At 44.8% G+C, this 25,650-nt stretch carries 31 protein-coding genes; 13 read left to right on the forward strand and 18 right to left on the reverse strand.

What is annotated here, in order from left to right:
* The first annotated feature begins 30 nt into the window (after window positions 1-30).
* The gene (locus METHO_RS10375) at window positions 31-1,137 is read left to right on the forward strand and encodes a TIGR04013 family B12-binding domain/radical SAM domain-containing protein (RefSeq protein ID WP_015325493.1); all 1,107 of its coding nucleotides are present in this window, start codon (window positions 31-33) and stop codon (window positions 1,135-1,137) included.
* A gap of 31 nt (window positions 1,138-1,168) precedes the next feature.
* On the opposite strand, the gene METHO_RS10380 is transcribed toward METHO_RS10375, so the two are convergent.
* Window positions 1,169-1,873, reverse strand: coding sequence for a YkgJ family cysteine cluster protein (locus METHO_RS10380; RefSeq protein ID WP_015325494.1), 705 nt, complete (start codon window positions 1,871-1,873; stop codon window positions 1,169-1,171).
* A 183-nt stretch (window positions 1,874-2,056) separates the two neighbouring features.
* Between METHO_RS10380 and METHO_RS13915 the strand changes: the two genes are divergently transcribed.
* The gene (locus METHO_RS13915) at window positions 2,057-2,230 is read left to right on the forward strand and encodes a DUF5350 domain-containing protein (protein ID WP_015325495.1); all 174 of its coding nucleotides are present in this window, start codon (window positions 2,057-2,059) and stop codon (window positions 2,228-2,230) included.
* Window positions 2,231-2,414: 184 nt separating this feature from the next.
* Complete coding sequence (gene thsB, locus METHO_RS10385; RefSeq protein ID WP_015325496.1) at window positions 2,415-4,070, forward strand: thermosome subunit beta; 1,656 nt, start codon at window positions 2,415-2,417, stop codon at window positions 4,068-4,070.
* 78 nt (window positions 4,071-4,148) lie between these two features.
* Here thsB and METHO_RS10390 read toward each other — a convergent pair whose 3' ends face one another.
* The 4 genes from METHO_RS10390 to METHO_RS13770 form a co-directional block, all read right to left on the reverse strand.
* Complete coding sequence (locus METHO_RS10390; protein ID WP_015325497.1) at window positions 4,149-5,264, reverse strand: ORC1-type DNA replication protein; 1,116 nt, start codon at window positions 5,262-5,264, stop codon at window positions 4,149-4,151.
* A 100-nt stretch (window positions 5,265-5,364) separates the two neighbouring features.
* A complete protein-coding gene (locus METHO_RS10395; protein WP_015325498.1) occupies window positions 5,365-5,892 on the reverse strand; it encodes a GNAT family N-acetyltransferase in 528 nt (175 codons plus the stop codon).
* Between the two features lie 48 nt (window positions 5,893-5,940).
* Window positions 5,941-7,122 carry a cysteine desulfurase gene (locus tag METHO_RS10400; RefSeq protein WP_015325499.1) on the reverse strand — a complete coding sequence of 394 codons (1,182 nt, stop codon included), beginning with the start codon at window positions 7,120-7,122 and terminating at the stop codon, window positions 5,941-5,943.
* 40 nt (window positions 7,123-7,162) lie between these two features.
* Entirely contained in the window at window positions 7,163-7,318 is a 156-nt protein-coding gene (locus METHO_RS13770; RefSeq protein WP_015325500.1) for a hypothetical protein, read from the reverse strand.
* 196 nt (window positions 7,319-7,514) lie between these two features.
* Between METHO_RS13770 and METHO_RS10405 the strand changes: the two genes are divergently transcribed.
* Together METHO_RS10405 and METHO_RS10410 are read left to right on the forward strand one after the other, a co-directional pair.
* Window positions 7,515-8,792 carry a YcaO-related McrA-glycine thioamidation protein gene (locus tag METHO_RS10405; protein ID WP_015325501.1) on the forward strand — a complete coding sequence of 426 codons (1,278 nt, stop codon included), beginning with the start codon at window positions 7,515-7,517 and terminating at the stop codon, window positions 8,790-8,792.
* Window positions 8,768-9,451 (forward strand): TfuA-related McrA-glycine thioamidation protein, encoded by a 684-nt coding sequence (locus METHO_RS10410; protein WP_048831155.1) that lies wholly within the window; start codon window positions 8,768-8,770, stop codon window positions 9,449-9,451. The genes METHO_RS10405 and METHO_RS10410 overlap by 25 nt, the downstream gene beginning before the upstream one ends.
* A 157-nt stretch (window positions 9,452-9,608) precedes the next feature.
* Here METHO_RS10410 and METHO_RS10415 read toward each other — a convergent pair whose 3' ends face one another.
* The 11 genes from METHO_RS10415 to trpD form a co-directional block, all read right to left on the reverse strand.
* Window positions 9,609-10,379 (reverse strand): CPBP family intramembrane glutamic endopeptidase, encoded by a 771-nt coding sequence (locus METHO_RS10415; protein WP_015325503.1) that lies wholly within the window; start codon window positions 10,377-10,379, stop codon window positions 9,609-9,611.
* A gap of 167 nt (window positions 10,380-10,546) precedes the next feature.
* On the reverse strand, window positions 10,547-11,113 hold the full coding sequence (locus METHO_RS10420; protein WP_015325504.1) for a flavin reductase family protein: 567 nt from the start codon (window positions 11,111-11,113) through the stop codon (window positions 10,547-10,549).
* Between the two features lie 79 nt (window positions 11,114-11,192).
* Window positions 11,193-11,798 carry a YkgJ family cysteine cluster protein gene (locus tag METHO_RS10425; protein WP_015325505.1) on the reverse strand — a complete coding sequence of 202 codons (606 nt, stop codon included), beginning with the start codon at window positions 11,796-11,798 and terminating at the stop codon, window positions 11,193-11,195.
* 162 nt (window positions 11,799-11,960) lie between these two features.
* On the reverse strand, window positions 11,961-12,731 hold the full coding sequence (locus METHO_RS10430; protein ID WP_015325506.1) for an ABC transporter permease: 771 nt from the start codon (window positions 12,729-12,731) through the stop codon (window positions 11,961-11,963).
* Window positions 12,728-13,384 (reverse strand): ABC transporter ATP-binding protein, encoded by a 657-nt coding sequence (locus METHO_RS10435; protein ID WP_015325507.1) that lies wholly within the window; start codon window positions 13,382-13,384, stop codon window positions 12,728-12,730. Before METHO_RS10435 ends, METHO_RS10430 begins: the two co-directional genes overlap by 4 nt.
* A 16-nt stretch (window positions 13,385-13,400) precedes the next feature.
* Window positions 13,401-13,838 (reverse strand): MarR family winged helix-turn-helix transcriptional regulator, encoded by a 438-nt coding sequence (locus METHO_RS10440; RefSeq protein WP_015325508.1) that lies wholly within the window; start codon window positions 13,836-13,838, stop codon window positions 13,401-13,403.
* 143 nt (window positions 13,839-13,981) lie between these two features.
* Window positions 13,982-14,533 carry an adenylate kinase family protein gene (locus METHO_RS10445; protein WP_015325509.1) on the reverse strand — a complete coding sequence of 184 codons (552 nt, stop codon included), beginning with the start codon at window positions 14,531-14,533 and terminating at the stop codon, window positions 13,982-13,984.
* A gap of 24 nt (window positions 14,534-14,557) precedes the next feature.
* Window positions 14,558-15,145 (reverse strand): anthranilate synthase component II, encoded by a 588-nt coding sequence (locus tag METHO_RS10450; RefSeq protein ID WP_015325510.1) that lies wholly within the window; start codon window positions 15,143-15,145, stop codon window positions 14,558-14,560.
* Complete coding sequence (trpE, locus tag METHO_RS10455) at window positions 15,145-16,716, reverse strand: anthranilate synthase component I (protein ID WP_015325511.1); 1,572 nt, start codon at window positions 16,714-16,716, stop codon at window positions 15,145-15,147. Before trpE ends, METHO_RS10450 begins: the two co-directional genes overlap by 1 nt.
* Window positions 16,709-17,395 (reverse strand): phosphoribosylanthranilate isomerase, encoded by a 687-nt coding sequence (locus METHO_RS10460; protein WP_015325512.1) that lies wholly within the window; start codon window positions 17,393-17,395, stop codon window positions 16,709-16,711. The genes trpE and METHO_RS10460 overlap by 8 nt, the downstream gene beginning before the upstream one ends.
* A complete protein-coding gene (gene trpD / locus METHO_RS10465) occupies window positions 17,349-18,407 on the reverse strand; it encodes an anthranilate phosphoribosyltransferase (protein WP_015325513.1) in 1,059 nt (352 codons plus the stop codon). Before trpD ends, METHO_RS10460 begins: the two co-directional genes overlap by 47 nt.
* A 122-nt stretch (window positions 18,408-18,529) precedes the next feature.
* Here trpD and METHO_RS10470 point away from each other — a divergent pair, with 122 nt between their 5' ends.
* A complete protein-coding gene (locus METHO_RS10470; RefSeq protein ID WP_048831156.1) occupies window positions 18,530-19,036 on the forward strand; it encodes a mCpol domain-containing protein in 507 nt (168 codons plus the stop codon).
* Window positions 19,037-19,077: 41 nt separating this feature from the next.
* On the opposite strand, the gene METHO_RS10475 is transcribed toward METHO_RS10470, so the two are convergent.
* Complete coding sequence (locus METHO_RS10475; RefSeq protein ID WP_015325515.1) at window positions 19,078-20,556, reverse strand: cobyric acid synthase; 1,479 nt, start codon at window positions 20,554-20,556, stop codon at window positions 19,078-19,080.
* A gap of 120 nt (window positions 20,557-20,676) precedes the next feature.
* On the opposite strand from METHO_RS10475, the gene cbiT reads away from it, so the two are divergent.
* The 7 genes from cbiT (at window position 20,677) to METHO_RS10510 (ending at window position 24,951) form a co-directional block, all read left to right on the forward strand.
* Window positions 20,677-21,228, forward strand: coding sequence for a precorrin-6Y C5,15-methyltransferase (decarboxylating) subunit CbiT (gene cbiT, locus METHO_RS10480; RefSeq protein ID WP_015325516.1), 552 nt, complete (start codon window positions 20,677-20,679; stop codon window positions 21,226-21,228).
* Between the two features lie 14 nt (window positions 21,229-21,242).
* Window positions 21,243-21,854 (forward strand): cobalt-factor II C(20)-methyltransferase, encoded by a 612-nt coding sequence (locus tag METHO_RS10485; RefSeq protein ID WP_015325517.1) that lies wholly within the window; start codon window positions 21,243-21,245, stop codon window positions 21,852-21,854.
* Window positions 21,855-21,870: 16 nt separating this feature from the next.
* Complete coding sequence (gene cobM, locus METHO_RS10490) at window positions 21,871-22,602, forward strand: precorrin-4 C(11)-methyltransferase (RefSeq protein WP_015325518.1); 732 nt, start codon at window positions 21,871-21,873, stop codon at window positions 22,600-22,602.
* 77 nt (window positions 22,603-22,679) lie between these two features.
* Window positions 22,680-23,111, forward strand: a complete 432-nt coding sequence (locus METHO_RS10495; protein WP_281162809.1) for a cobalamin biosynthesis protein CbiG — start codon at window positions 22,680-22,682, stop codon at window positions 23,109-23,111.
* A complete protein-coding gene (locus METHO_RS10500; protein WP_015325520.1) occupies window positions 23,108-23,461 on the forward strand; it encodes a cobalamin biosynthesis protein in 354 nt (117 codons plus the stop codon). Before METHO_RS10495 ends, METHO_RS10500 begins: the two co-directional genes overlap by 4 nt.
* Complete coding sequence (cobJ, locus tag METHO_RS10505) at window positions 23,430-24,236, forward strand: precorrin-3B C(17)-methyltransferase (protein ID WP_015325521.1); 807 nt, start codon at window positions 23,430-23,432, stop codon at window positions 24,234-24,236. Before METHO_RS10500 ends, cobJ begins: the two co-directional genes overlap by 32 nt.
* Window positions 24,226-24,951: a precorrin-8X methylmutase gene (locus METHO_RS10510; protein ID WP_015325522.1), complete on the forward strand. Its 726-nt coding sequence runs from the start codon at window positions 24,226-24,228 to the stop codon at window positions 24,949-24,951. Before cobJ ends, METHO_RS10510 begins: the two co-directional genes overlap by 11 nt.
* Before the next feature lie 33 nt (window positions 24,952-24,984).
* Here METHO_RS10510 and METHO_RS10515 read toward each other — a convergent pair whose 3' ends face one another.
* Window positions 24,985-25,641, reverse strand: coding sequence for a cytochrome c biogenesis CcdA family protein (locus METHO_RS10515; RefSeq protein ID WP_015325523.1), 657 nt, complete (start codon window positions 25,639-25,641; stop codon window positions 24,985-24,987).
* Window positions 25,642-25,650 lie beyond the last annotated feature (9 nt).

Raw genomic sequence — 25,650 nt, forward strand, 5'->3', positions numbered from 1 at the left:
GCAAAAAGTTACTGAAAAAGTGGGGTACTAATGGAAATTTGTCTGAGGTGGAAAAGAAAGAACGCTTTCAGCCTTGCTGCGCTTGCACCATTGCTGCCCAGTATACGCAGAGTTAAAACACCCACTGACGGTATAATGATCTATAGTCTGGTGACCAGGCAGGCAGCAAGCGTTTTCAGGGAAGTGCAGAATGCAACCACCAATTCAATTTTCATAGCTGGTGGCCCTCATCCATCTGGAGATCCTGAAGGCACTTTGCGATACTTTGATTATGTGGTGATAGGTGAAGGTGAAGCAACACTTCCAGAGCTTGTACAAACGTTGCTGCAAGGTGGAGATGTGAGCACTGTCAAAGGTATCGCCTACAGGGATACCGATGGAAAAATAATCTTCACTCCAAAAAGGGAGCCTATAGAACTGGATGATTTCCCCTGTTTCGATCCGCATCTTATCAAAGCTCCCATAGAGATCAGCCGGGGATGTCCCTGGAAGTGTAAATACTGCCAGATCCCACAGATGTTCGGCAGTAAAGTAAGGCACCGCAGTATAGATTCCATAGTGAAGTATGCTCAGCACTATAAGGACCTGAGGTTCGTTTCATCTAATTCGTTCGCCTATGGAGGCGATGGTATACATCCGAGGTTCGATAAGGTGGAAAAACTACTGGAAGCGTTGCATGCGATCGGGAACAAGGACATTTATTTTGGTACTTTTCCTTCGGAAGTGAGACCAGAGTTCGTGACAGACGAATCTCTGGAAATGGTGAACAAGTATTGTACCAATGACAGGATCAGTCTTGGTGCACAGTCCGGCAGTGAATGTGTTCTTAGAGAGATCCGCAGGGGTCACAGTGTAAGGGAAGTAGAAATAGCCGTTGAACGTTGTTTTGAACATGGGATCACACCTACTGTTGACTTTATCCTGGGTTTCCCTGATGAAACCGAAGAAGAGCAGGAGATGAGCCTTGAACTTATAAAGTGGATATGCATCAAAGGCGGTGAAGTGCGGGCACATTATCTTGAACCTTTGCCTGGAACACCTTATGCTCGTGTGTCTCCAAGCAAGGTAAGCGAAAAGGTTAACAGTGAACTTGGCAAGCTTGCTCTGAACGGCAAGATAACGGGTTCATGGGAGTGAATGTTCTGTGATGATCTGGGTATTGTAGCTTTCAAAGCAGGTGCTCTTCGAATTTCCCATTACAAAATACCATGACCCTCACTTTTTGACCTTTACTCAGCTTGCGCATCATGCGGTCATAGATGCTCTGGACATGTTTCAGGTGGTTTTTTTTAAAATGTGCACTGACCGTTTCCAGAAACCATATATGATGCTTAAGGTATGCTGTTTCGTATTCTTTTGTCAGGGACGCTATACTGGCGCATTCTTCATCGGTTATCTCTGAATGATAGCATCCATGTTCGTTCAGACCGCTGATCTGTCTCCAGTCCATTTTCCCGGACTCATCTGCTTCACGGTGCAGCATGTACGGATAAAGCCTGCAGATCAAGGGCCTGTCTTCGTAGATCCGACATCTTCCTCCTTCAAGGAACATGCATGACCCATCTTCTTTGGTACGCAGCGCGTAGCCGGAAACATAGAAAGCCCCGTTGTTATCGCAAAATTCAAAATATGGCGCAGGTTTCAAGGTATCAGATGCTATTTCCCTGATACGGCGTACTTCCGGATCAAGCAGGAAAATATGATCGTTGAACTCATGAGTACAGCATTTTGCGCACATATCACACTCAAAGCCTACCTCTTTGATGATCTCGCAGAGCTTTTCCACTGGGTATTCCTCCAGATCATGGAGCTCTATTTTTATGTCAAGTATCTGTTCTTCTATAGATGGTCTGGCTACAATGACCAACTCCATTGATGATGACCAACATTTGACCGGTACGTTATTAAGTCTATCTTCAATGTATTCTGAAGGCTTTCCGCAGCAAGGTCAAAAAAGAGCAATGTTCCCGTAAAGTTTAATTATGAGCATCGCCTCTAATGCTAAACTTACTTATGATTACATTATCGATATTCAAATATTACATGAGGATTCATAATGGGTAAAACAGGCAGCATAGTATGGGCAAAGGTCAAAGGAAGAAAAGGTAGGACCATAAAGGTAAAGAAAGCAGAGGAAGCTAAGGCACACCCCGGCCCTGCACAGAGGTATATGGCATCGGGTGCAAAGAGAAGATTCATAAGGCGCTCTCCGAAATCTATAGTCAAGTAAAGATTATTCTTTTTTCAATGGCAGAGTATTCATAGTGTTTTCGATATCACTCTGCGATTTTTCACTTTTTGTCTTTAAGTGGGTTTGACCAAACTCATGCGTAAAGGATATATAGAACTACAATCATTAAAAAACGTCTGATAAAACTAATCCCTTATTACACTATTAAGGAGGATAAATACAAATGGCAGGACAGATGGCTGGACAGCCGATTTTCATCTTAAGAGAAGGAAGCCAGAGAACAAAAGGCAGAGACGCTCAGAGCAACAACATTATGGCCGCAAAGGCAGTTGCAGAAGCAGTGAGGACTACCCTGGGACCAAAAGGCATGGACAAGATGCTGGTGGACAGTCTCGGAGATGTTGTTATCACCAATGATGGTGCAACCATTCTTAAAGAAATGGATATAGAGCACCCGGCTGCAAAAATGATCGTAGAGGTCTCCAAGACCCAGGACGATGAAGTGGGCGATGGTACCACCACAGCAGCAGTAATAGCAGGCGAACTGCTGAAAAAAGCAGAAGAGCTTATAGAGCAGGACGTTCACCCAACTATTATCGCTTCCGGGTACAGGCTTGCTTCAGAAAGGGCTGCAGATATCCTTCAAACCCTTTCAAAGAAAGTCACCATTAATGATGAGGCTATTCTCTTGAACATCGCCGGGACAGCAATGACCGGAAAAGGTGCAGAGGCTACCAAGGACGTGCTTTCCAGGATCGCAGTATCCGCTATTAAGAGCATTGTTGACACTACCGACGGTAAGAATAAGGTAGAGATGGACAACATCAATGTCGAAAAGAAGGTTGGAGCACGTATCGAGGAATCCGAGCTCATCACCGGTATGATCATCGATAAAGAGCGTGTGCACAGCAATATGCCCAAAAAGGTTGTAAATGCAAAGATAGCTCTTATCAATATAGCTATCGAGCTTAAGGAAACCGAAGTTGACGCAGAGATCTCAATAACATCCCCCGACCAGTTACAGTCCTTCCTTGACCAGGAAGAAAAGATGATAAGGAGCATCGTCGAGAAGATTGTGGCAAGCGGTGCAACTGTTGTATTCTGTCAGAAGGGTATCGATGATATGGCACAGCACTTCCTGTCCAAGAGCGGTATCTTCGCAGTGAGGCGTGTCAAGAAGAGCGATATGCAGAAGCTGGCCAGAGCAACAGGCGGCAGGCTCATTACCAACCTCGATGAGATCACAGCCGAGGACCTGGGCAAAGCACAACTTGTAGAAGAGAAGAAGGTCGGCGGCGACGAGATGACCTTTATCACTGGTTGCGAAAACCCCAAGGCAGTCTCAATTTTGCTGCGCGGCGGTACCGAGCATGTCATAGATAACATCGAAAGAGCACTGCACGATGCACTGAGAGTGGTCGGAGTTGCTATAGAGGATGAGACACTGGTCGCAGGCGGCGGTTCACCTGAGGTAGAACTCGCACTGAGACTCTATGAGTATGCAGCGACCCTCAGCGGCAGGGAACAGCTTGCAGTTAAGGCATTCTCAGAGGCACTTGAGATCATCCCAAGAACACTTGCAGAGAACGCAGGACTTGACCCCATAGACAAGCTCATGGAGCTGCGTGCTCACCACGAGAAGGGATCCAAGACTGCAGGTCTTAATGTGTACACTGGCGAGATCATTGATATGTGGGAAGCTGGCGTTGTGGAACCTCTCAGGGTCAAGACCCAGGCGATCAATGCAGCTGCAGAATCTGCTGTTATGATCCTCAGGATCGATGATATCATTGCTTCAACCCGTGCACCCGCAGGTCCATCTGGCGCAGACATGATGCCAAACATGCCACCAGGAATGGGCGGCATGGGCATGGAATAAACAAATTCCAATAGAACAGAGCGCAGTACATCTGCGCTTACATCTCTTTTTTATTTATTTGTTTATAAAAGAAAAAAATTACTTTTCAAGACAATGGAGTATGTCTGCCGGATTATATCGAGTTTTTATGATCCTGGTCCTTCCACGCATGCCCTTTCCAGAAAAATCTGCATCTATATACTGCAAAGCGTTAAGTTTCTGTACCAGCTCATAGAAGCGAGTGTATCCAAGTTGCGTGATTTCATGGAATTCCTTGTAAAGTTCCCCTGTTTGAGGGTCCTTGCCCTGAGCTATTAGACGTAGCAATGTTTTCTCATGTTCATTAAGGGAAACTATGCTCCTGCACAGGTGTAAAAGTCGGGAAGCTTCGTATGCTTTTTCCACATCTTCTATAGAAACTGTACGACTTGCTTTTCTCTCTGCGTTCAGGCCAGCTCTCTTGAGCAGATCTATCCCTATGCGCAGGTCACCTGTAAGGTCTGTGTACTCAACTATCTTTTCCTGTACCTCAGAGGGTACAACATGTGGAAAGAATGCGTGGTACACCCTATTATTGATAATGTCCTGCAACTCACCATACTCATACCTTGGAAAAGCGATCTCTTCCGGCAAAAAGACAGATCCGACCCTGGGATCGAACTTGTACATGGCACCAGTATCGCTCACAATAGCTATAACCCCGATACGTGCTCCTGTGTATTGTTCATGTGCTCTTAGGAGAGAGTACATAACCTCATCGGCATGACCTTCATGAAAAAGGTAGTTGATATCATCAAGGGCAACCACGAGTATCTTGTCAGAGGCTATAAGGTGGTTCACAACCTTCTGGAAAACTTTTCCGAAGGACACTCCCGAAGAAGGGGGAGAAACCTTTAGCAGATTTTCATATATCTTAGCCATAACGGCAAAGCGAGTGGAATCTATCTGACAGTTGACCTTCACAAAGACTACATTCTTGACATGTTCCTGCAGCTCAGCGAATACCTTTTTGATGGCTGTTGTCTTTCCGGTGCCCGGGGGACCGCTTATGAGACAGTTGAGAGGCCTCATGCCTCTTGCAGCAGGTCTGAGAGTAAATTTGAGTGACTGCAACTGGCTATCTCTGTGAGCAAAATATTCAGGAACATGATCTAGTTCAAGTATTTCGGGATTCCTGAAAATAGTTTCGTCCCACATTAACATGTCCTTGCTCAATCAGATGCCTCCTTGTTAATTAAGTAAATTACATTATATTAATATAAAATGTTGTTTCAATTAGTTATGAATAATCTATCTGAAAATACGGTTCCGTATATCAAAGGTATTTTCTCATCACAATAGCATCCGAATTAGCCATATCATTGAAAAATCCATGTATCCTTTTTGTTTCCCTGAAACCATCGCTCTCATATATCTTTTTTGCAGGCATCCACTGAACTGAAACTATCAGGATCATGCTTGAAATATTGTATTTTTCAGTAACCTTGCTGGACAGTTCTGAAAACAATAGTTTTCCATATCCTTTTCCACGATACTTTTTAAGGATACCTATTGAAGAGACATACAGCTCTGACCCTGTAGCGTCATGGACACTGGTGATGCTGTGGCCCAGATAGAACATATCTTCCCTTACATTTTCCGAGTAATTCCAGATCTCTGAAGATATATATCCGCAAACATGCCCTGCTACTTCCAGGACCAGGAACCCATCTGGAAAAGTTGTGATGCGATCTCTGAAAACCGTTATGTCCTCATGCACATTCTCACAAAAAGATTCGTGTTCTATGTCCATAATATGCGCGATATCGTTTACTGTAGCACTCCGGACCAGTATATCTTGCAACTAACCACCCATCCAACACTATGTGATAGTATTCTTGTTAATATACTTTTACGCAACAAGTGTAGCTATATCTGAAACAGTTTCTACAAGTGCCTCTACTTCTTCCATAGTGTTATAGAGGGCAAAGGATGCACGTACTGTGCCTTTAAGACCAACACTCTGTATTGCGGGCATGGCACAATGGTAACCACTGCGCACGCATATCTTACGTGTCTGGTCAAGTATAATGGCCACATCATGCGGATTCATTCCCCGCACATTGAAAGATACAACTCCTGCCCTGTTCTGAGGACCATATACCTGGACCTGAGGTATCTCGGCAAGCAGGGAAGCAGCTTTCTTTGCCAGTATTGTTTCATGCTTTTCTATATCCTCAATGCCTGTATCCCGTACATATTCCACAGCTCTGCCAAGACCAATGACTCCGGGAATATTGGGTGTACCTGCCTCAAAGCGTGCAGGGCTTGCCTCTATCTGGTAACTGTCTATTGATACAGAACTAACCATGCCTCCACCTAAGTACATTGGTTCAATTGAATCAGGATCCCTGAGACAGAGAACACCAGTTCCCTGCGGGCCCAGTAATCCTTTGTGCCCCGGAGTTACCAGAAAATCCATACCTAATTCTTTTATGTTCAGCGGCATGTGTCCCGCGGACTGGGAGGCGTCTATGAGCACCTGCGCACCATTTTTATGTCCGATTCTGGTAATCTTCCTGACATCCTGAATGGAGCCGAAAACATTGGTCACATGGTTGACAGCCACCAGACGCGTGTTATCTTTTAGTGCTAGATCGATCTGCTCAGGTGCTACAACTCCTTCTTCATTGGCCTGTACAACTGTTACCTCTACTCCATGGTCACGTAACCTCAACCAGGGCAACAGATTGGAGTGGTGTTCCACAATGGATACGATCACATGGTCGCCAGGATGCCACTGCAGGCCGTACGCCACCATATTTATACTTTCTGTGGCATTGCGGGTAAAAACAGTTCCAGTAACATCAGTATTAAGGAATGATGCAATTGTTTCTCTGGCATCTTCGTACTTATCGGTAGTCATCCGTGCAAGCCTGTGGGCTCCTCTGCCATGATTGGCGGCATATTTGTAAAAATATTCCTCCATGGCTTTTACTGCCGGCACAGGGGTCTGTGTTGTGGCAGCATTGTCCAGATATATAAATTCCTCAAGAAGAGGAAAATCCTTTCTTATTGCTGGGAGATCGTACATGCGACCTAATACGCCAGCCTGTAAAAAATAGTTTTGCAGGCTATTTTGCCTGAAGACCACCGACCATGAAACGGTACAGGTCCATATCTTCTGGATCAAGCCTGCCTTTTATGACCCCACCGACCACTGTATAGCAATCAGTGGATGAACGGCAGGAATCGTTTTTCCTACTTTTCTCTTGTGTTTTTGTATTCATATTACACCTCATCTCTCTTTTTAGACAGGACAAGCCTTCTGGCATTATTATACACATAATAAACATATTTATTTTTGTGGGGCTTGCTGAGCCTCACATTTGTTTTTTAATATATAAATATTTAACGCTTATTAAATATAAGAGATAAAATTGACGTCGAAAAACATATAATACATGCAGGAGAGTTTCGATACTAATGCCTGAGATTATCATAGACGAATCACTTACCTACATAGAGGGAACCCAGCGTGTGTTCACGGAAGAGGAAACCCTTCAAAGGGTGCAGCCCCTGCTCAAGGATATTGGAGTGACCCGTATTGCCAACATCACCGACCTCGACAAGATAGGCATACCCGTATTCTCCAGCATCAGGCCCAGCGCCGCTGAGGGTGCCATCTCAGTATACTCCGGAAAGGGAGCTAATGAGGTGCAAGCGCGTATATCTGCTATCATGGAAAGCTTTGAGAGGTGTCTTGCAGAACGCAGTGGTGTTAATAAAGATGTGCAGGAGAGCATAGCTTCCAAAGAGTTTATAGAAACACCGGAAATTGCCGGTAGTAGTTACACTCTTATAGAACCCCGCTCACTCCTGCTTTCCGAGAAACCGGCGTCTTCTTCCCGTGTTGAATGGACTACCGGATGGGACCTGCTGAAAAAAGAAGAGGTTCTCCTACCCTCTAATGCCGTATATCATCCGTACGATCCCCCTGGACTTTCTTTAAAACTTTTCCGTACCAATACAAATGGTCTGGCTGCAGGTAACACTATTGAAGAGGCTATTTTTCATGGACTGCTGGAAGTCTTGGAAAGGGATGCTCTAAGCATTGCAGAGTTCAATCGTTTTCCCGGAAAGGAAATTGTGCTCAGTGAAGATGACGGGGAGAACTACAGGCTTGCTCAGATGTGTAAAGAGAATGGTATAGATATCAAACTCTGGTTGCTCTTCCATGATACTGATGTTCCTACAGTGGTAGCTGCCTTGGATGATGTGCAGCTCAAGGACCCAGCATTGCTTGTAATGGGTGCGGGCTCGCATCTCGACCCTTCCATAGCTGTGAGGAGGGCCATTACTGAAGCCGCACAGTCAAGAGTGGTACAGATACATGGTGCCAGAGAGGATACCGAAAGGGAGAAGTTTGTAAGGGATATCGGCTATGAGCGCATCAAACGCATGAACAGCTACTGGTATGAGGAAGGAGAAAAAGTGAAGCTTGCCGACATCAAGGACCTGTCCAATGACCGTCCTTCTGCTAATATTGATCTGCTACTTCAAAAGATAGGCAATGTAGCACAACGTGCGGTGGTTGTCGACCTTTCCAGAAAGAGTATAGGTGTACCGGTAGTGCGGGTCACAGTGCCCACATTCGAGGTGTACACTATTGATCACGAACGCATGGGTAGCAGGATCAAGAAAGCTCCCCGCAGAAAACTGTCTGCAGATGAAAGGCCATGGAAGCGGAGAATGCACCATTGATGAACGACAGAAAGATCGTAGTGTTCACAGGCACCAGCATAAGTCACCAAGAAGCAAAGAGACTCTTGGATGCCACATACAAGCCCCCTATCTTCCGGGGGAATATAGATGAAGTTCTCCGCGAGGGTTATGGGACCATAGGCATTATTGATGGCACTTTCTTTAACAGGGCTGCTGTAGCACACAAGGAGATCATTAAAGCTCTTGAGTCCGGTGTAACGGTTATCGGAGGCAGCAGTATGGGGGCTTTGAGGGCCTCTGAACTTGATGTTCATGGCATGATCGGTGTTGGGAGGATATACGAATGGTACAGAGATGGTGTTATTGAGGACGATGATGAAGTCGCAGTGGCCACAAACCCCGATACTTTTGAACCGGTATCTTCTCCCATGGTAAACATACGTGAAACATTAAAAGCTGCATCAGAGAAAGGTATTATTGTCCCGTCTTTGTGTTCGGAACTGATTGACATAGCCAAGAAGACACAGTACGGGCAGAGAAGCTATTTCGGAGTGGTGCAGAAGGGAATAAAGGCCGGGTTATTTTCCGAAGAAATGGGAAAAAAACTTTTGGACTATTGCCGCAATCAGGAGACGGATGTTAAAAAACAGGATGCTATCATGGTACTGAATAAGATAAGAGAGATATCAAATGCTTAAGAGAGATTTTCGATAAGCCTCTTTTGTAATCTACCTACACAATTTTTTCTCGATGCTAAGGCGCAAAGAAGCAAGTAACAAGCTTTGCACCTTGCGACTTTGTGCTAAAAATAATTTGCAGTAAAAAAGTTATCCCATAGGTGCAAAAGCTGATACTTCAGATCACTGCTATCAATGGTAACATCACATGCAACACTAGATCCGCAGAGAAATGTGATATCATGGACGCTTCTAAACCTTTTTTCCAATAAAGCCATCCAAATATAATTCCGCCAACAGCATTCAGAACAATGGTACGGGCAATTACCAGCGGTGTGAGCGTTGTTATAGCCATTACTGCCGGTAAATGGCCAATGCCAAAAATAACAGCTGCTATAATGATAGCTAACCACATACCTGCATTTGTTGGCTTTCCTTCTTCTATTGATTTGATTTTGAAGATTATCCATGCAATGAGAGTCATTACGAATAATCTTAACAGTACCTCTTCATTTATCCCGCCATAAAACGATGCAAGAAGGCCCTGCCATGCAGGAGGAGTTATTGAAGCCTGAGTTAAACTGATCGGTACGCCGGCAAAGGAAAACAAAATATCAAGTCCGATTATAAGGATACCGCCCAGAATTCCAAGCCCTATCGATATTCCAAGTATGGATCTTAAATAACTTTTAACTTCCCTGCCTTCAAGCCATCCTTCAAGGATCGGAAGGCCAAGTCCAACTTTTTTGGCAAGATGAAGGCCAACAAAGATCGCAATACCAAACAATACTATAGATTGGATAAGCTGAGCAGCCAGGAGGACGTATAAAGGTACAGGTAAATTCTGAAGTAATTCTCCCTGAAGAGTAAGAGTATAAGGCAGTACAGCTATTGTCCCAAAGATACATGCAATTAGTAAAATCAGGAATAATTTTCTGTCTGCTCTCATATTAGATCTCCTTATTGCCTGTAAATCCTCTAATGATCAAAGTCAATTGCCCAAAGTAGATTGTTTACATCAACATCCGACAGTAGATCCAGAATAATTATCCACCTAGACCCTCACCCCGAAATTGAGGAGTTATACATACCCTCAATTCCATCGCTTTTTATCATTCAGCGTTCTTTCCCTATAGAGAAAGCTTTTCCAAGATCAGGTCCAATGCCGTAGTAGGTTCTGTTCCCTGGCCCATATATAATCGGTCGGATCTTTTCTATATCGGGATTTCCGTTTTCGTCAAGTACGGACTCTTCTGCCTTGATATCGACTATCTCTCCGACAAACATGGTGTGAAGCCCTATTTCAAATGAGTGGAGCAGTTTGCATTCGAGAACGAAAGGAAACTCTCCGACATAGGGAGCAGCTACAAGCTCACTCCTTACAGGGGTCAGACCGGTTGTCTTGAATTTATCTTCATCCCGGCCACTTGCAAGGCCAAAGTAATCGGCTTCTTTTACATGATCTTCGGAAGGAATGCTTACGGTAAATGCCTTATTTTCTATGATGCCGCCGTAGCTGTAGGTAGCCTTTCGTAAAGACACGCTGATACAGGGAGGGGCAGAACAGCAGATCCCGGCCCAGGCTACGGTCATGGCGTTTGGCTTTCCGTTCATATCATATGTACCGACAACCCATGTTGGTGTCGGGAACGCGAGTGTCTTTGCTCCAATTGATCGTTTCATGGTTTAATGTTCTTTCAGATGATATAAAATGGTTTTCGAGCCTAATCTAAATGTTCTTCTGCTAACCGAGGTATAAATGCTATCCTAAATCCACACCAGAATTAATTCTCGGCAGATCCTTTGAAGCCATATACATGGCAAACATTTCCAGTTCATCGAAAGGTATTTGAATCTCTTTTAAAGTATTCTTCATGTGAAATCCGGAAAGTTCTTCGGCATAAGACTCGATGGTGTTTTCCCATTGTGCTATAACCCTGGTCTTTTCTTCATCGGATATGCCTGCTTTTGAGATATTGGAGATCATCCACAATGCGAACTCCCTGATGATCAGAAAACCTACTGGACAGGGTTGTAAGCCTATGGAATTGCCTGAAGTGTTTACCTTAAACGGATACAGACCACACACAATGGGGCGCTCGTAATAAACACCGCATCTGTTATGTGGTTTTAAAAAAGAGCACGGCGTCTCTATTCTGTAAAGAGGACTTGCAGGCATCTCGCTCTGTATCCTCTTTGCCTTTTGTGGATCAATGAGAGAGAAAATTCTGTACTCTTCCTCGAATATGTGGATCTGGCCATGCTTGCAGCAATGAGCTTCACATTCCTCCGGGCATATGTAATATTGCAGTATGCCCTGTATGGCACCATAGTGAATGGCCTTTTTGACAGCTTCTCTCATATCCATAAATAATCGCACCGAATTTGAACTTTTTATGCTGTGACATCTGTAAAGTGTCTGATAAAATCAATAAATTGAATATATAGGTTTCCCAGAAAGAAATATTATTTTAGAGCTACTGCCTTCAATTAAGATGTTCCCGGATATTTTTTAAATGTTGTTTTGTTTTCATTTAATTGAGATCAATTGTTTCCTGTTATTGAAAAAGTTCCTGTAAGACAGGTAGCAAGCCACATAGGAAGAAATAGAAGTGGTCGAGAGCAGCATGAAAGTGACCATGATCTGATATTTTATTGCCTCAATGGGAGATATTCCGGCAAGTATCAATCCCGTCATCATTCCCGGAAGAGATACGATCCCTAATGTTCTTGCAGAGTCAATCGTTGGGATAACACCTGTTTTGATCGCATCCCTTATAATTGCGACAGAAGAAGGCAGGATATCTGCCCCTAACGATAGTTTAGTTTCTACTTCTTCACGCTTGATCTTAAAATCAGACAGCATCTGCCTATAACATAGTCCAAGTGCGATCATGGAATTGCTGATGATCATACCGGCCACAGGAATTATCTGGTAGGGCTCATATGCTATTGTCCCCGAGAATACAAGTACAGAAAGGGTCAGCACTGTGCCTGTTGCAATGGAGCAGAAAGATATGACCAGTATTTTATTAATGCCCTTCCCTCTTTTGGAAGCATTGTATGCAGCGCTGAAGGTCATAAAAAGAAGCAGAAGAGTTGTAAACAGAGGGCTTTCAAGACCGAATATGTATTCAAGGATGTATCCTACAATAACGAGTTGGATAATAGCTCTTACCACACTGACAAGTGTTTCCTTCTCAAGGCCCAGCTTTTGTGAGTATGACAGATATAGCGACACCAACACAAGGGATGAAGCAATGAGCAACGACGTATTATCGATAGCTACTGAACCATTCATTTTAAAGCCTCCAGTGACCTGATCTCACCAGCTTCCAGAGTAATGATCTTATTTGCATACTTCTGGCTTTGTTCAGGATCATGTGTGATCCACAGGACAGTAATACCACCCCTGTTCAGGGAAGAAATAGCATCCTCAACCATGCGTGTATTTTCCACATCAAGGGCAGATGTGACCTCGTCCAGCAGCAGAACTTCAGGAAGGAACAATAAAGCTCTTACCAGCGATATCCTTTGCTTCTCGCCCCCTGAAAGGTTTTGGACATCTGCATTGCGAAAAGTGAGGGATATATTGAACAATGAAAATAGTTCCTTTACCCTGCCTTCGTTAAAGTGCATATTTCTGACGGAGAAGGGAAAATCCAGGTTCTCCTTCACATTATTGCCAAAAAGGCAAGGTGATTGAGAGCAATAAGCAATGTTTTTTCTTAACTCCGTTGAAATGTGCTCGGTCATATTTATGCCTTTATAGAATATGTTTCCAGCTGTCGGACTTATCAAATGACTGCAAAGTTTTAGCAATGTGCTTTTACCACTGCCTGAAGGACCAACTATAGAGATAAAATCTCCAGCCTCAACAACAAAGGATACATTTCTGAGAATTGTCTTACCATCATTGACAAAAGATACGTCCTGAAGATCAAGCAATGGCAAATCCAATACCTCCTTCCTATCGGTGCTTTGGAAAGAACATGGACACCAACTCGATATTATCAAGCAGTTCCTCAAGAAGTGCTTTGAACTGCTCTCTTTTTAGAGGTTCCAGACCATCGAACAGGTTCCTGGCAAAGATATGGTCCTCTGTAATATGCTTTTCAACAGCCGACTTCCCATTTTCCGTGGCTACCAGCTCTATAGACCTTCGATCTTTGTTTGTTTTCAACCTTGCAATGAGTTTTTTATTTTCCAGCCTGTCAAGGATCCCCGTGAGCGTGGATGGAGGAATATTGTATTTTTGAGAAATGTCCTTTGAAAGTATGTTGTTGTGCAAGTATATCCTCTCAAGCACATACATCTCCTGAGGAGGGATCCTGGATGTCTGAAGCTGATATTCATTTTTGTACTGAATGATGTCGATGATCTTATGAAGTAAGACATTCTCATCCAAATCTCATTTCCCCCAAAAATAATTCGTCTATCGAATATTACGATATACGAAAGATATATCTCTTTTGGTTTCAATCCCTATTATTTTTTCATCAAGACGCATTTTATAAGATCAGGGTGTTTTCGATAACTGCTTCAAAGGAACTATGCAAAAAAATCCTCACTCCAGTCCACAGAACCAGGTTTGTATTTTGCCGCTACTTGTTCATCCCGGCCTTTGAGCAGTGCATCGAGGATCTCTTCAATATCTGCAATGGTCTCCCCAATGGTCTGGTCAGTGGTGTCTATTTCAAAGACCTTGTCGCACCACTCCACTGATTCGAACAGGATAACATCCAGAGCCTCAGCTTCCAGGTTTTCCTGGACCTTATTTTCAAAATAGTTCCTTTGCTGTAACCTTTCCCTCAGTTTGTCAGGAGATACCCTAAGCACGATGACAATATCAGCAATATGATGGGAAAGATGGCTGTCAAGTATAGTAACTGGGCTGAAAATGTCGACTTTTTCCATGACCCGCTGTTCCACAAGGTCCATGTCAGCCACAATACAGTCCCTTTCGGAATCCACCTCAGAGTAAAGCTTCTCTTCCCTGATCAGTTCATTGAGGTGGATCACCTGGTATCCGGGCTTTTCTTCCAGCCGGACTGTGACCGATGTTTTACCCGTTCCGGGTGTTCCTGTGATCCCTATAAGCATGATCCTCAATAAACCTGCAAAGGCTTAATCCTTATGCATGCCAGCTATTATTAGAAAGTTTTCGACGATTTTCATCCCGCTTTCAGTAAGCACGGATTCCGGATGGAACTGCACACCGTATATAGGATACTTCGTGTGTTCCACTGCCATGATAATGCCATCAGGTGTCCTTGCAGTCACCTCAAGTTCATCCGCCAGCTTTTCAATGGCAAGGGAATGGTATCTTCCTCCTTTGAAGGTGAGTGGTATACCAGCAAATAGACGTGAGCCATCATGGCTGATGTCAGATGTCTTGCCGTGGATCGGACCGCCTTTTGCATGTCCGACACTGCCTCCGAAAGCTGCATTGATGGCCTGGTGACCAAAACACACACCTAGCACAGGGATATGGGGACCAAGATCCCTTATGATACCAAGACAGTTGCCCACATCTCCAGCCTTGTGAGCTGTGCCCGGCCCAGGCGATATCACGATGGCATCCGGCTTTATCTTCCGTACTTCTTCTGAAGAGACGGTATTTGGAACGACCACTGTGTCCGGCTCGAATATGGATACATAGTCCACAAGGTTCCAGACAAAAGAATCCTTGTTATTGATGAACAATACCCTCATTATTTTCCCCCGATGGCTTTTATCATTGCGGCCATTTTCCGTTCGGTTTCCAGGTATTCGTATGTCGGATCTGAATCTGCCACAATACCTGCTCCGGCCTGCACATAGGCAGTATTGTTCCTGATCAGGACCGTCCTGATGACTATGGCAAAGTCGGCATCACCATTCCAGGAATAATAACCCACGCCACCACCGTATATGCCTCTTGCATTGGGCTCCAGGTCATCGATGATCTCCATTGCGCGTATCTTGGGTGCACCGGATAGCGTACCTGCCGGGAAGATGGCGCGTGTGGCATCGAACTGATCACATTCATCCCTCAGTTCTCCACTTACAGTACTCTCTATATGCTGAAGATGAGAATATTTTACCACGCTCATGAGGTCATCTACCTTGACTGTTCCGCCTTTTGAGACCATCCTCACATCATTGCGTCCTAAGTCTACGAGCATGATATGTTCTGCCCTTTCCTTCTCATCTTTAAGCATGTGAGAGGCAAGTTCTTTGTCCTCGCCCTCATCCTTGCCCCGGGGGCATGTCCCTGCAATAGGATTGGTGATGACCTTCCTGTCGTAGACCGTCATGAGGGTCTCAGGGCTTGCACCCACGATACCGATATCCTTGAAATTGAAAATATACATGTAAGGGCTTGGGTTTATGTCCCTGAGCCTTATGTACAGTTGCAGGGGGGTCTGGCTAATTTTGACAGTGTACCTGCGTGAAAGCACTACCTGGAAGATATCGCCGTCAATGATGTGCTGCTTTGCAGCCAGCACTGCTTTTTCAAAGGTTTCCTGATCAGTGCCTGGAACCGGTTCTTCTGACTTTACCTTTGCCAGGATATCGGAACTGATGCCTATCACTGAAGACATGTGCAGTGAGCGCTCCATGAGCTGCGCATCTGCTAAAGCGTGTTCGTATACTGCTTCAAGATCACTTTCCTTTGTAACGAACGGAGTGATGACCAGATATGTTTCATTGGTTATATGATCAAAGACAAAAGTCTTGGTCATTATGGCAAAATGCATCTCAGGTGTGTCAGCATCCGGCTTTTTCTCCCTGTCGATCCAGGAATCATAAACCAGTTCATAACCGTTGTAACCGATAGCCCCCCCAAGGAACGTTTGCCTGTCAAAACGTTTCTGATTAAGCATCTCAACATTGTTGCTTGTAGGGAACACCTCACGGAAGGCAGTAAAATCATCATCCTGTTCCTTTAACTGTACCCGGAACCTGCCTCCTATAAGCGATTCAGTAGTCCCCATTGCTTTTACTTTATCATAGATGAACTTTGAAAGCTCGGAATTCTTCTGGCAATCGATGGTAAGGTACCTGTCCTTTATACCTACCACGATCTCTGGTTCAGAACCCACAAAAGAGTATCTTGCATGCCTTTTTTCCTTTTCCACTGATTCAAGAAGATATGAATAATTTGCGTTCTGCAAGGTCGCATACAGTTGCAGGGGAGTGCATATGCTGTCCACCTTAGCCATTAGCTGTACGATGGCGGGTGTCTTTGAGCGTTCAACAAGAGCAATAAAATTATCTTTATTAAGATCGAACTCAACCATTTGCACACCTTATCTGTGAAATGAACCTGCGCACTTTATCAGGGTCCTTCTTTCCATTTTTCTCAACTCCGGATGCAACATCCACTGCATAGGGCCTTACTTCTTCCACTGCCTGGCGTACATTTTCTGGATCCAGGCCGCCTGCCAGCATCACTGGAGCTTCAAGCATTTCCACGATCTGCCTGCTTACGGACCAGTCATGCACAGCGCCGGTCCCACCCACGATACCGGCTTTGCTGGAGTCAAGCAGTACGCCATCTATAAGATCATTCTCGAATCTCTCTTCTATTGTAGCTATTGCAGGACCCATCTCTTCCAGAATGTTATGTGTGTCAACAGGTATGGCAAATGTTTTGATGATCTTCTGCCGGACATTATCTCTTACATATTCAAGATCTGAAAGTAAGAGGTCGCTATGCAGCTGGACGATGTCTGGCTTGCATATGTCAATAAGTTCCACAGCTTCCTCCCCGTTCTCCGGCATGATCACAAGCACAGAATCCACGAACAACGGCACCTGTTCTATAAGGGCAGATGCGGATGCAGCGTCGAGCCTTCTGGGACTAGGTACTGGCACTTCCGTTACAAACCCCACAGCATCAGCTCCAAACTTCACGGCCATTGCTATGTCTTCAGCACACCGCATACCGCAGATCTTCGCCCTTATAGGAAATTGCATATTCTATGCCCTCAAAGGTCTTGTCGCTGAACTGTCTGAGCTTTCCCATGGCCCTGCCTGAATCAATGACTTCCTCGACCATGGGTATAGCTTCCTTCAAAGAGTCCGCAGCACCTGCAACATAGAGTGTGGCTGCAGCATTTATGACAATAAGATCTCTTTTAGGTCCCTTTTCCCCTTTGAAAATGTAGATTATATCCTTTGCGTTCTCTGCAGGCGTGCCGCCTACGATATCTGTAGCCTTTGCTCTCTTGATGCCCAGGTCTTCAGGAGAGATCGTATATGTCCTGATCTTGCCATCTTTAAGCTCTGCAACCTTGGTCTCTGAGATATTGGAGATCTCGTCCATGCCGTCCCCATGTACGATCATAGCCCGCTTTGCACCCATTTTCTTAAGCACCTGTGCAAAGACCTCACAGAGGCCGGGGTCGTATACGCCTATGAGCTGTGCATCAGCACTTGCCGGATTTGTAAGAGGACCCAGGATATTGAAAATCGTCCTTACACCCATTTCCTTCCTTATGCCTGTAACTCTTTTCATTGCAGGATAGAATACAGGCGCAAGCATGAATCCGATGCCTATATTTTCAATCGATTCTTTCACATGTTCAGGATCTTTATCGATCTTTATCCCCAACTGCTCCAGTACATCCGCACTGCCGGAAAGAGAAGTGATAGCACGGTTGCCGTGCTTTGCCACATTCACTCCTGCAGCAGAAGCAATGATGGCAGCAGCAGTTGAAACGTTGATGGTCTTATGTCTGTCAGCGCCTGTTCCCACGACATCCACAAGTGTGCCTTTTACATCAGGGTGTATGCTCCTGGCAGCTTTTTTCATGCCGCATGCGAACCCTGCGATCTCATCAGCAGTCTCACCTTTCATTTTCAAAGCCATGAGCAATCCGGCTATCTGGGCATCTGTGGCCTGAGTGAATATCTCTGTGATTGCCTTCTCAGCCTCTTGCAATGTCAGGTTCTCACCTGCACTTACTTTTTGTATGTACGACTGCATGATAACACCATTATACACATCAATGTTTTAAATTGTACATTGATGTATAATTAGGTGATGACATATATACATTGCTGTTGAACAAGAGATGTCTAAAAATATTGAAGATCAAGTGAAATAACATGAATGAGATAGTCCTGAAGAATACATTATATCTATTGAAACCGAATATATTAATGAGGGAGTTCAATATGATATACATAGCCATAGATGGGGACGATATTCATCAAAAATTCGAGAAATGCTTGCTTGAAAGTGATGAAAAGAACATCGTCAGGACAAGTAAAGAGATAACAAATACTATTGACAGGATCATTGACCATTTGCAGCATGAAAGCCTGAGAATAGTATTCTCTGCAGGCGATTGCATCTTATGTAAATGCGATGCAGTTGATCTGATAGACCTGTCCAATTACTTGGATAAAATAGGTAATACAAATACTGTTTCTGTTGGGATCGGAGATACTTTGGAAAAGACGTATATCGCTTTCAAGTATGCCAGATCCATTGGAAAAAACAGTATCGTCAAATACACTTTGAATAATAAATTAGAGGTCTTTGATCTGAATACCGTAGTTCCGCATTCATCCTGCTTTGCAGAAGGCCTTACTCCGTGTCTGGTAGAATAAGGCTTTCTACTTTAATTTAACTTTCTGCTTTAATTTTAAGATCAACTTTCCTCGATCATCGCATAGATCTTGTCCATGTCCAGACAGCTGCGTACGATGTCGGCAAGTTCCTTATATGCTTCTTCTTCGGTGGTAGCCACCTCGGGGTGGAATTCCACACCCTTCTTTTCTGTTAGATAGATCATCAGCGCAGTTCTTACATTGCTGTTCTCAAACAGGCCATGGAGGTATGTACCTACGACAGTTCCACTCTGATCGATGCTGCCATCATCACCAAAGGCAGTCCTTGGAGTGTCTGTCTTACCCATGTGGATCTCATATCCCCACACTTCCTCACCCTTGATATGACGGAATATAGGTCCCTCGGCAACTACTTTCTTTTTCACCTGGGTAGTGGTCTTCTTATACTCACCGAAGGCTGTCTCCACCTCAAGCAGCCCCATCCCCTCATAATCCGCTTCAAGGCCGTTCTCTATGCCGGAGTCATGCAAGGTCTTACCAAGCATCTGATAACCGCCGCATATTCCAAAAATGGGCACCTTGCCATACATTTTCTGGATCTGCTTGTCCATACCTGTTGCTTTGAGGTCCAACAGATCGCTGATAGTGTTCTTGGTACCCGGAATGATTATACAATCCGGAGTGCCAAGGTCCTCATGCGGTTCCACATATCTGACTTTTGCCAGGCGCTCTAGAGGTTCAAAATCCGTAAAATTGGATATGCGTGGCAATCTTATTACTGCAATGTCCACATCGTTTAAGCATTCCGATGAAGTATTCCTGCTTTTTGAATAGATGGCCATGGAATCCTCGGATGGGATATTGAGTTTGTAATAGGGCAATACGCCCAACACGGGAATGCCTGTCATCTCCTCCAGTTGCCTTAACCCAGGCTCCAGGATGGCAGGATCACCTCTGAACTTATTGATAACGAAGCCCTTTATGTTGCCGCGTATGTCCTCGGGCAACAGTGCAACTGTGCCATACAGGCTTGCGAACACACCCCCGGATTCGATGTTGCCCACCAGAATAATGGGGGCCTGCGTAAGCCTTGCTGTGCCCACATTCACGATATCCCGATCATAGAGATTAATTTCCGCAGCTCCTCCGGCTCCTTCCATGACGATGAGCTCGTATTTCTCGCCAAGTCGGTCAAGAGCTCCCTTTACAACTTCCATTGTCTCTGATATGGAATCATAGTAGTTGCCTGCGGATTTATCAGCGTAAGGTTCACCCAGGATGATAACCTGTGAAGTCCTGTCACCTTTAGGTTTCAGGAGCACCGGATTCATATCCTCTGTAGGGTCAACTCCTGCCGCTTTGGCCTGCACAGCCTGTGCTATGCCTATTTCCTTGCCGTCCTTAGTGATCCAGGAGTTGAGGCTCATGTTCTGGGCCTTGAAAGGAGCTACTCTGTATTTCTCAGAAAGGATCTTACAAAGGCCTGTGACCATGATACTTTTGCCTACATCAGAAGCAGTCCCCAGTACCAGTAACATTTTAGTACTTTTATCAGTCATATCCAACAACCTTTTAATATGGAAAGCTTTTGTGTTAACGAATATTTCGCACAAGTTTTATGAGGAACAAGTTATATCTACTTAACTCCAGAACTCCAGTTTACTTAAATTAGGTGGAACATGTTTGATCTTTTACGTGTAAGCGGCGGACCAACAAAACCAGAAATAATCGCTATCGCCCTATCGAAGATGGGATTGAGGGACAGCGATCGGTTCTTTGATGTGGGATGTGGTACAGGTGCTGTATCAATTGAAGCAAGTTCACTTGTTAAGGACCTTCACATCACTGCTATAGATGCAAGGAAGGAAGCTATGGAAGTAGCAGAGAAAAATTTCGAAGCCTTTAAGATACCGAACGTGAATCTGGTTTTCGGTGAATCCTCTGAGGTCATTGCACAGGCGGAAAAGGTGGATTGTGCTTTTGTAGGCGGATCTAAGAACATTCTGGAGGTGCTGGATGCTCTTGCAGCAAAGAATGCCCGTAGTATAGTCGTGGACGCTGTGCGTATAGAGACCGTAGTAAGGGTTATACGGAGGATGCAGGAACTTGGCATATTCCGGGAGGTACTCCACGTAATGGTATCCCGTGGGGTCGATCTTATGGGTGAAACAATGTTCAAGCCTGAAAATCCGGTGTATATCGTTGTCGGAGGAACAGACAAAACGAATTAGAGGAGAATTATATAATGCTGATTGGAGTTGGACTTGGACCGGGATCCCCGGAACTTCTTACGTTGAAGGCTGTAGAGACCCTTAAGAAAAGCCACAAGGTGTACGTGCCTGGCAGAATGGCTGCAGAGCTTGTTGCTCCGTACGCTGAAGCGGAGATCCTTGATTTCCCTATGCTTACCGATTATACTGTCCTCAACGAGATATGGACAAAGAATGCAGAGCTTATAGCAGAAGAGTCCAGGCATAACCTCATATCTTTCGGACTTATAGGCGATCCAAATTTCTTTTCTACCTTCACGCATCTTAAAAGAGTGATGAACAGGCTGTACCCGGATATTGAAACTGCCACAATACCCGGTATAAGTTCCATTACATCCTTCGCCTCCAGAGCTGATGCGGAGGTCGATGCTTCATTTGAAGTAAGTGATGGGTCAGAGAAGACATACAAAATAGTTCTTAAAGCAACAAGACCTCTTGAGATCATTGACTCCATGAAAAAGGAGGGCTATAACAAATTCACTTTTGTACAGCGCCTGTTCATGGAAGATGAAATAATCATCAAGGAAGTGCAAAAGATCCCCGAAAAAGGTAATTACTTCAGCATAGTGTTCGGGCAAAAAGAATAACTGAGGAATAGATACAATGGCTCATAAGGTATTTTTTGTGGGTTCTGGCCCGGGTAACGCTAAATATATAACCGTCATGGGCAAGGAACTTCTGGAACAAGCGGACCTGGTGATATATGCCGGTTCTCTTGTGAACCCCGAGGTCCTTAACTATTCAAAGGGAGAAAAAGTAGATAGCTACGGACTCACCCTGGACGAGACAAACAAACTGATGGTGGATGCTCTGAACGCCGGCAAAAAGGTAGTGCGTCTACACAGTGGGGATCCGTCGCTCTATGGCTCTATAGTCGAACAGATAGAGGAATTGAAGAAGTTCGATGTTGAGGTGGAGATAGTTCCGGGAGTGTCCTCAGTGTTTGCAACCGCAGCAGCTCTCAAAACGCAGCTCACCCTGAACAACGTTACAGAAACCCTCATCATAACAAGACCCGCGGGAAAGACCTTGGAAGAAGACCAGATAAAGGAACTTTCCCGGCATAATGCCACAATGGCAGTCTTCCTGGGTACGCAGAAGATAGAAGAGATCATGAAAAAGGTGGAGTATAGTCCCGATACTCCGGTAGCTGTGGTGTACCATGCATCCTGGCCTGACCAGAAGATAGTAATCGGCACTGTGGCAGATATAGCTCAGAAGGTTAAAGATGAAGGCATAAAACGTTCAGCCATGATCCTCATTGGAGGAGTGGTGGACCCAAAGAACTATGGGAGGTCTTACCTATACGGAGTAGCACAAGAACCGCTGTCATAACCTTTGAAAGGAATCTGGAGATCGCTGAGCGTATAGCCAGCCATGTCGATGCAGATGTACTGCTATACGAAAAGGGGATATTCAGAAAGGCCTTTGAGGAATACGATGCAATAGTGGCGGTGTTCGCAACTGGTATAGTGGTGAGGGACATAGCACCACTTATTCAGGATAAATGGAAGGATCCGGCTGTAGTTGTGGTGGATTCTAACCTCAACTTTGCGATCTCCCTGCTAGGGGGGCATCATGGTGCCAACGAGCTGGTCCGCAGGATTTCAGAAATAGGAGCCATACCGGTCATCACCACAGCCACAGAAGTGCATAACCGCAACTCTGTGGAGGGTATTGCCAAGGCATTGGGATGCTACATCGTTAACAAGGACTCCACTCGGCAGGTCAACTGTTCCCTGCTGGAACAGGATGTGGAAGTGCTTGAGATAAAAGGTCCCAAGATAGTTGTAGTGGGCGATGATGTGTCTGTGCTTAAAAAGCAAAAGGCGGAAAACAGATGATCATAGGTATCGGGGCCAGGCGGGGAGTCAACAAAGAAGAGGTCATATCTGCCATTGAGGCTGCACTTGCAGAAGCGGGAATGAAGAGCGATGATATAGATATGTTCGCATCCTCAACGTTAAAGGAGAATGAAACTGGCCTGCTTGAAGCTGTTAATGTCCTGGGAAAGGAAATAAAGTTCCTTTCTGAGGAAGAAATCAATCTTTATGAAGCGCCATCGGGATCCCAGGCAAATCGGTTCGGTTTGACAGGAGTGGCAGAACCATCTGCATTGGCGCTTTCTAAAAAAAAGGAATTGATCTTAAGGAAGAAAGTATATGGAAGGATCACAATCGCAATCGCAGAATAACACCTCTGCTGGAAAAGGGAAGCTGTACATAATAGGCATAGGACCTGGTTCAGTGCCACAGATGACCATTGCTGCCAGAGATGTATTGATGAACTCTGACTATATAGTCGGGAACGGCACATATCTTGACCAGATCACAGAGCTGATCGATAAACAGGAGATCATCCGCAGTGCTATGGGCAAGGAAGTGGACAGGGCTGTAAAGGCAGTACAATTGGCCAAGGACAAGATAGTATCCATGATCAGCGGAGGAGATGCCAATATTTATGGGATGGCAGGACTTGTTTTAGAAGTAGCGGAACACGAGGGTCTTGATGTAGATATAGAAGTGCTTCCGGGAGTTACGGCTATCACTGCCGCAGCAAGCGTGCTGGGTGCTCCCATAGTAAATGATTTTGCAGTTATAAGTTTGAGCGACCTGCTCACACCTTGGGAAGTCATTGAAAAAAGACTGCATGCAGCAGCTTCTGCAGATTTTGTGATCTCACTCTACAATCCAAAAAGCCGGCAGCGCAAGTCTAATTTCTCACAGGCCATAGACATAATCAAAAAATATAAGAATGGTTCAGTACCTGTCGGCCTTGTAAAGAATGCATTAAGGACCGCAGATCAGGATTATGTTGTCACCACCCTGGATGAAGTTATGAACTACAACGACTGGGTAGATATGAGCACCACCATCCTGATAGCTAACAATGAGTCCAGGATCTGGAAGAGCAATAATAGAGAAAGAATCATTACTCCAAGGGGGTATCAGAGAAAGTATGACTACTAAGAGCAAAGAAAAGTCCGGTTCAATGGCAATTGAAGAACTTGTTGAGTTTACTACAAAAATAGACCCTGCACTTATTGACATCTGTACTGACCTCGGCGCCCAGACCGATGAGGCCAAGGCCATTTACATGACAAGCCGCAATCTTGCTAAACAGATAGTGGGAGACAAAACAATAGAAGATAGAATCAGACAGCGCTGTATGGTTGCTGTAGGCGATATCTCCATGGCCTACCTCATGCACTTTAATAAAGATCCTATCCAGGCAGGCGTAGACGCTCTGAAAAAAGGTGCCCCAATATTTGTAGATATCAACATGGTGAAATATGGGATCACAAAGATGGGACATAAGTCCGATGTCATCTGCGTGATGGACGAGGATAAGGACTCCGCCATCGCTAAAAAGTTTGGAATCACAAGGACAGCAGCTGGTTTTCTTGCGTGCCGGGACAGGCTGGAAGGCTCTATAGTTGCCATAGGCAATGCCCCTTCAGCAGCACTTGCAGTGTGCCGTATGGTGGAACATGGTATAAGGCCCGCTCTTGTCATAGCAACCCCTGTAGGCTTTGTGAATGCTGCAGAGTCCAAGGAAGTCGTTAGGGATACAGACATACCTTCAATTACATGTGTCGGTACCAGGGGAGGAACTCCTATAGCTGTTGCATGTGTCAACGAACTTGTGGCGATAGCCAATGAAAAAGACGAATGCGAGGACTAGTTTTCCACGCATCCACTTTATTTATCTTGTTTTTTAGAACTGGAAAAGCGTAGTTATTTGACTGGTGTATGCCATCCATAACCCTGCAACAATCAGTAAAAAGCCTGCTATTTTTTTCATAAAAACATCATAGAGGGCTATGCTGCTCAATCTCTTGGAAGACACATTTGCAGAATATGCTATAATCAGCATGGGCACTGCAAAACCTATTGAATATATTAGCAGCAATGATGCTCCGTAGACCAGATTGCCCTGCACAGCCACCAGCAAAAGCACGCTTCCCAGTAAAGGACCAACGCATGGAATCCAGATGATCCCCAGGGATGAACCGAGAAGAATACCTCCTAGAAAACCCTGTTTTTCAACATGTACCTTACCAGTGAATGATAATATCCTGTTGAGAAACTGGAGATCAAATAACATGACAATGCCAAAAAGAATAATCATAATGGAAGCTGCGAGATGCAAATAAGGTATATAGTCTAGCAGAAAAGCTCCAAAGGCAGATGTGAGAACACCCATTGCAGTAAAGGAAAGGGCTAATCCGATAACCACTGCAACAGGCCTGTATTTCCCTTCCTTTGTAGAAAAGGCCAATATTGCAGGCAGTAATGGAAGTGTGCAGGGCGAAAGTACACTCACAATGCCAGCAAACAGCACAGCCAGAGGGTCAAGATCTGTAATGACCATATATTCTTT

Origin of the sequence: Methanomethylovorans hollandica DSM 15978 (assembly GCF_000328665.1) — an archaeon.
GTDB classification, from domain to species: Archaea; Halobacteriota; Methanosarcinia; order Methanosarcinales; family Methanosarcinaceae; genus Methanomethylovorans; species Methanomethylovorans hollandica.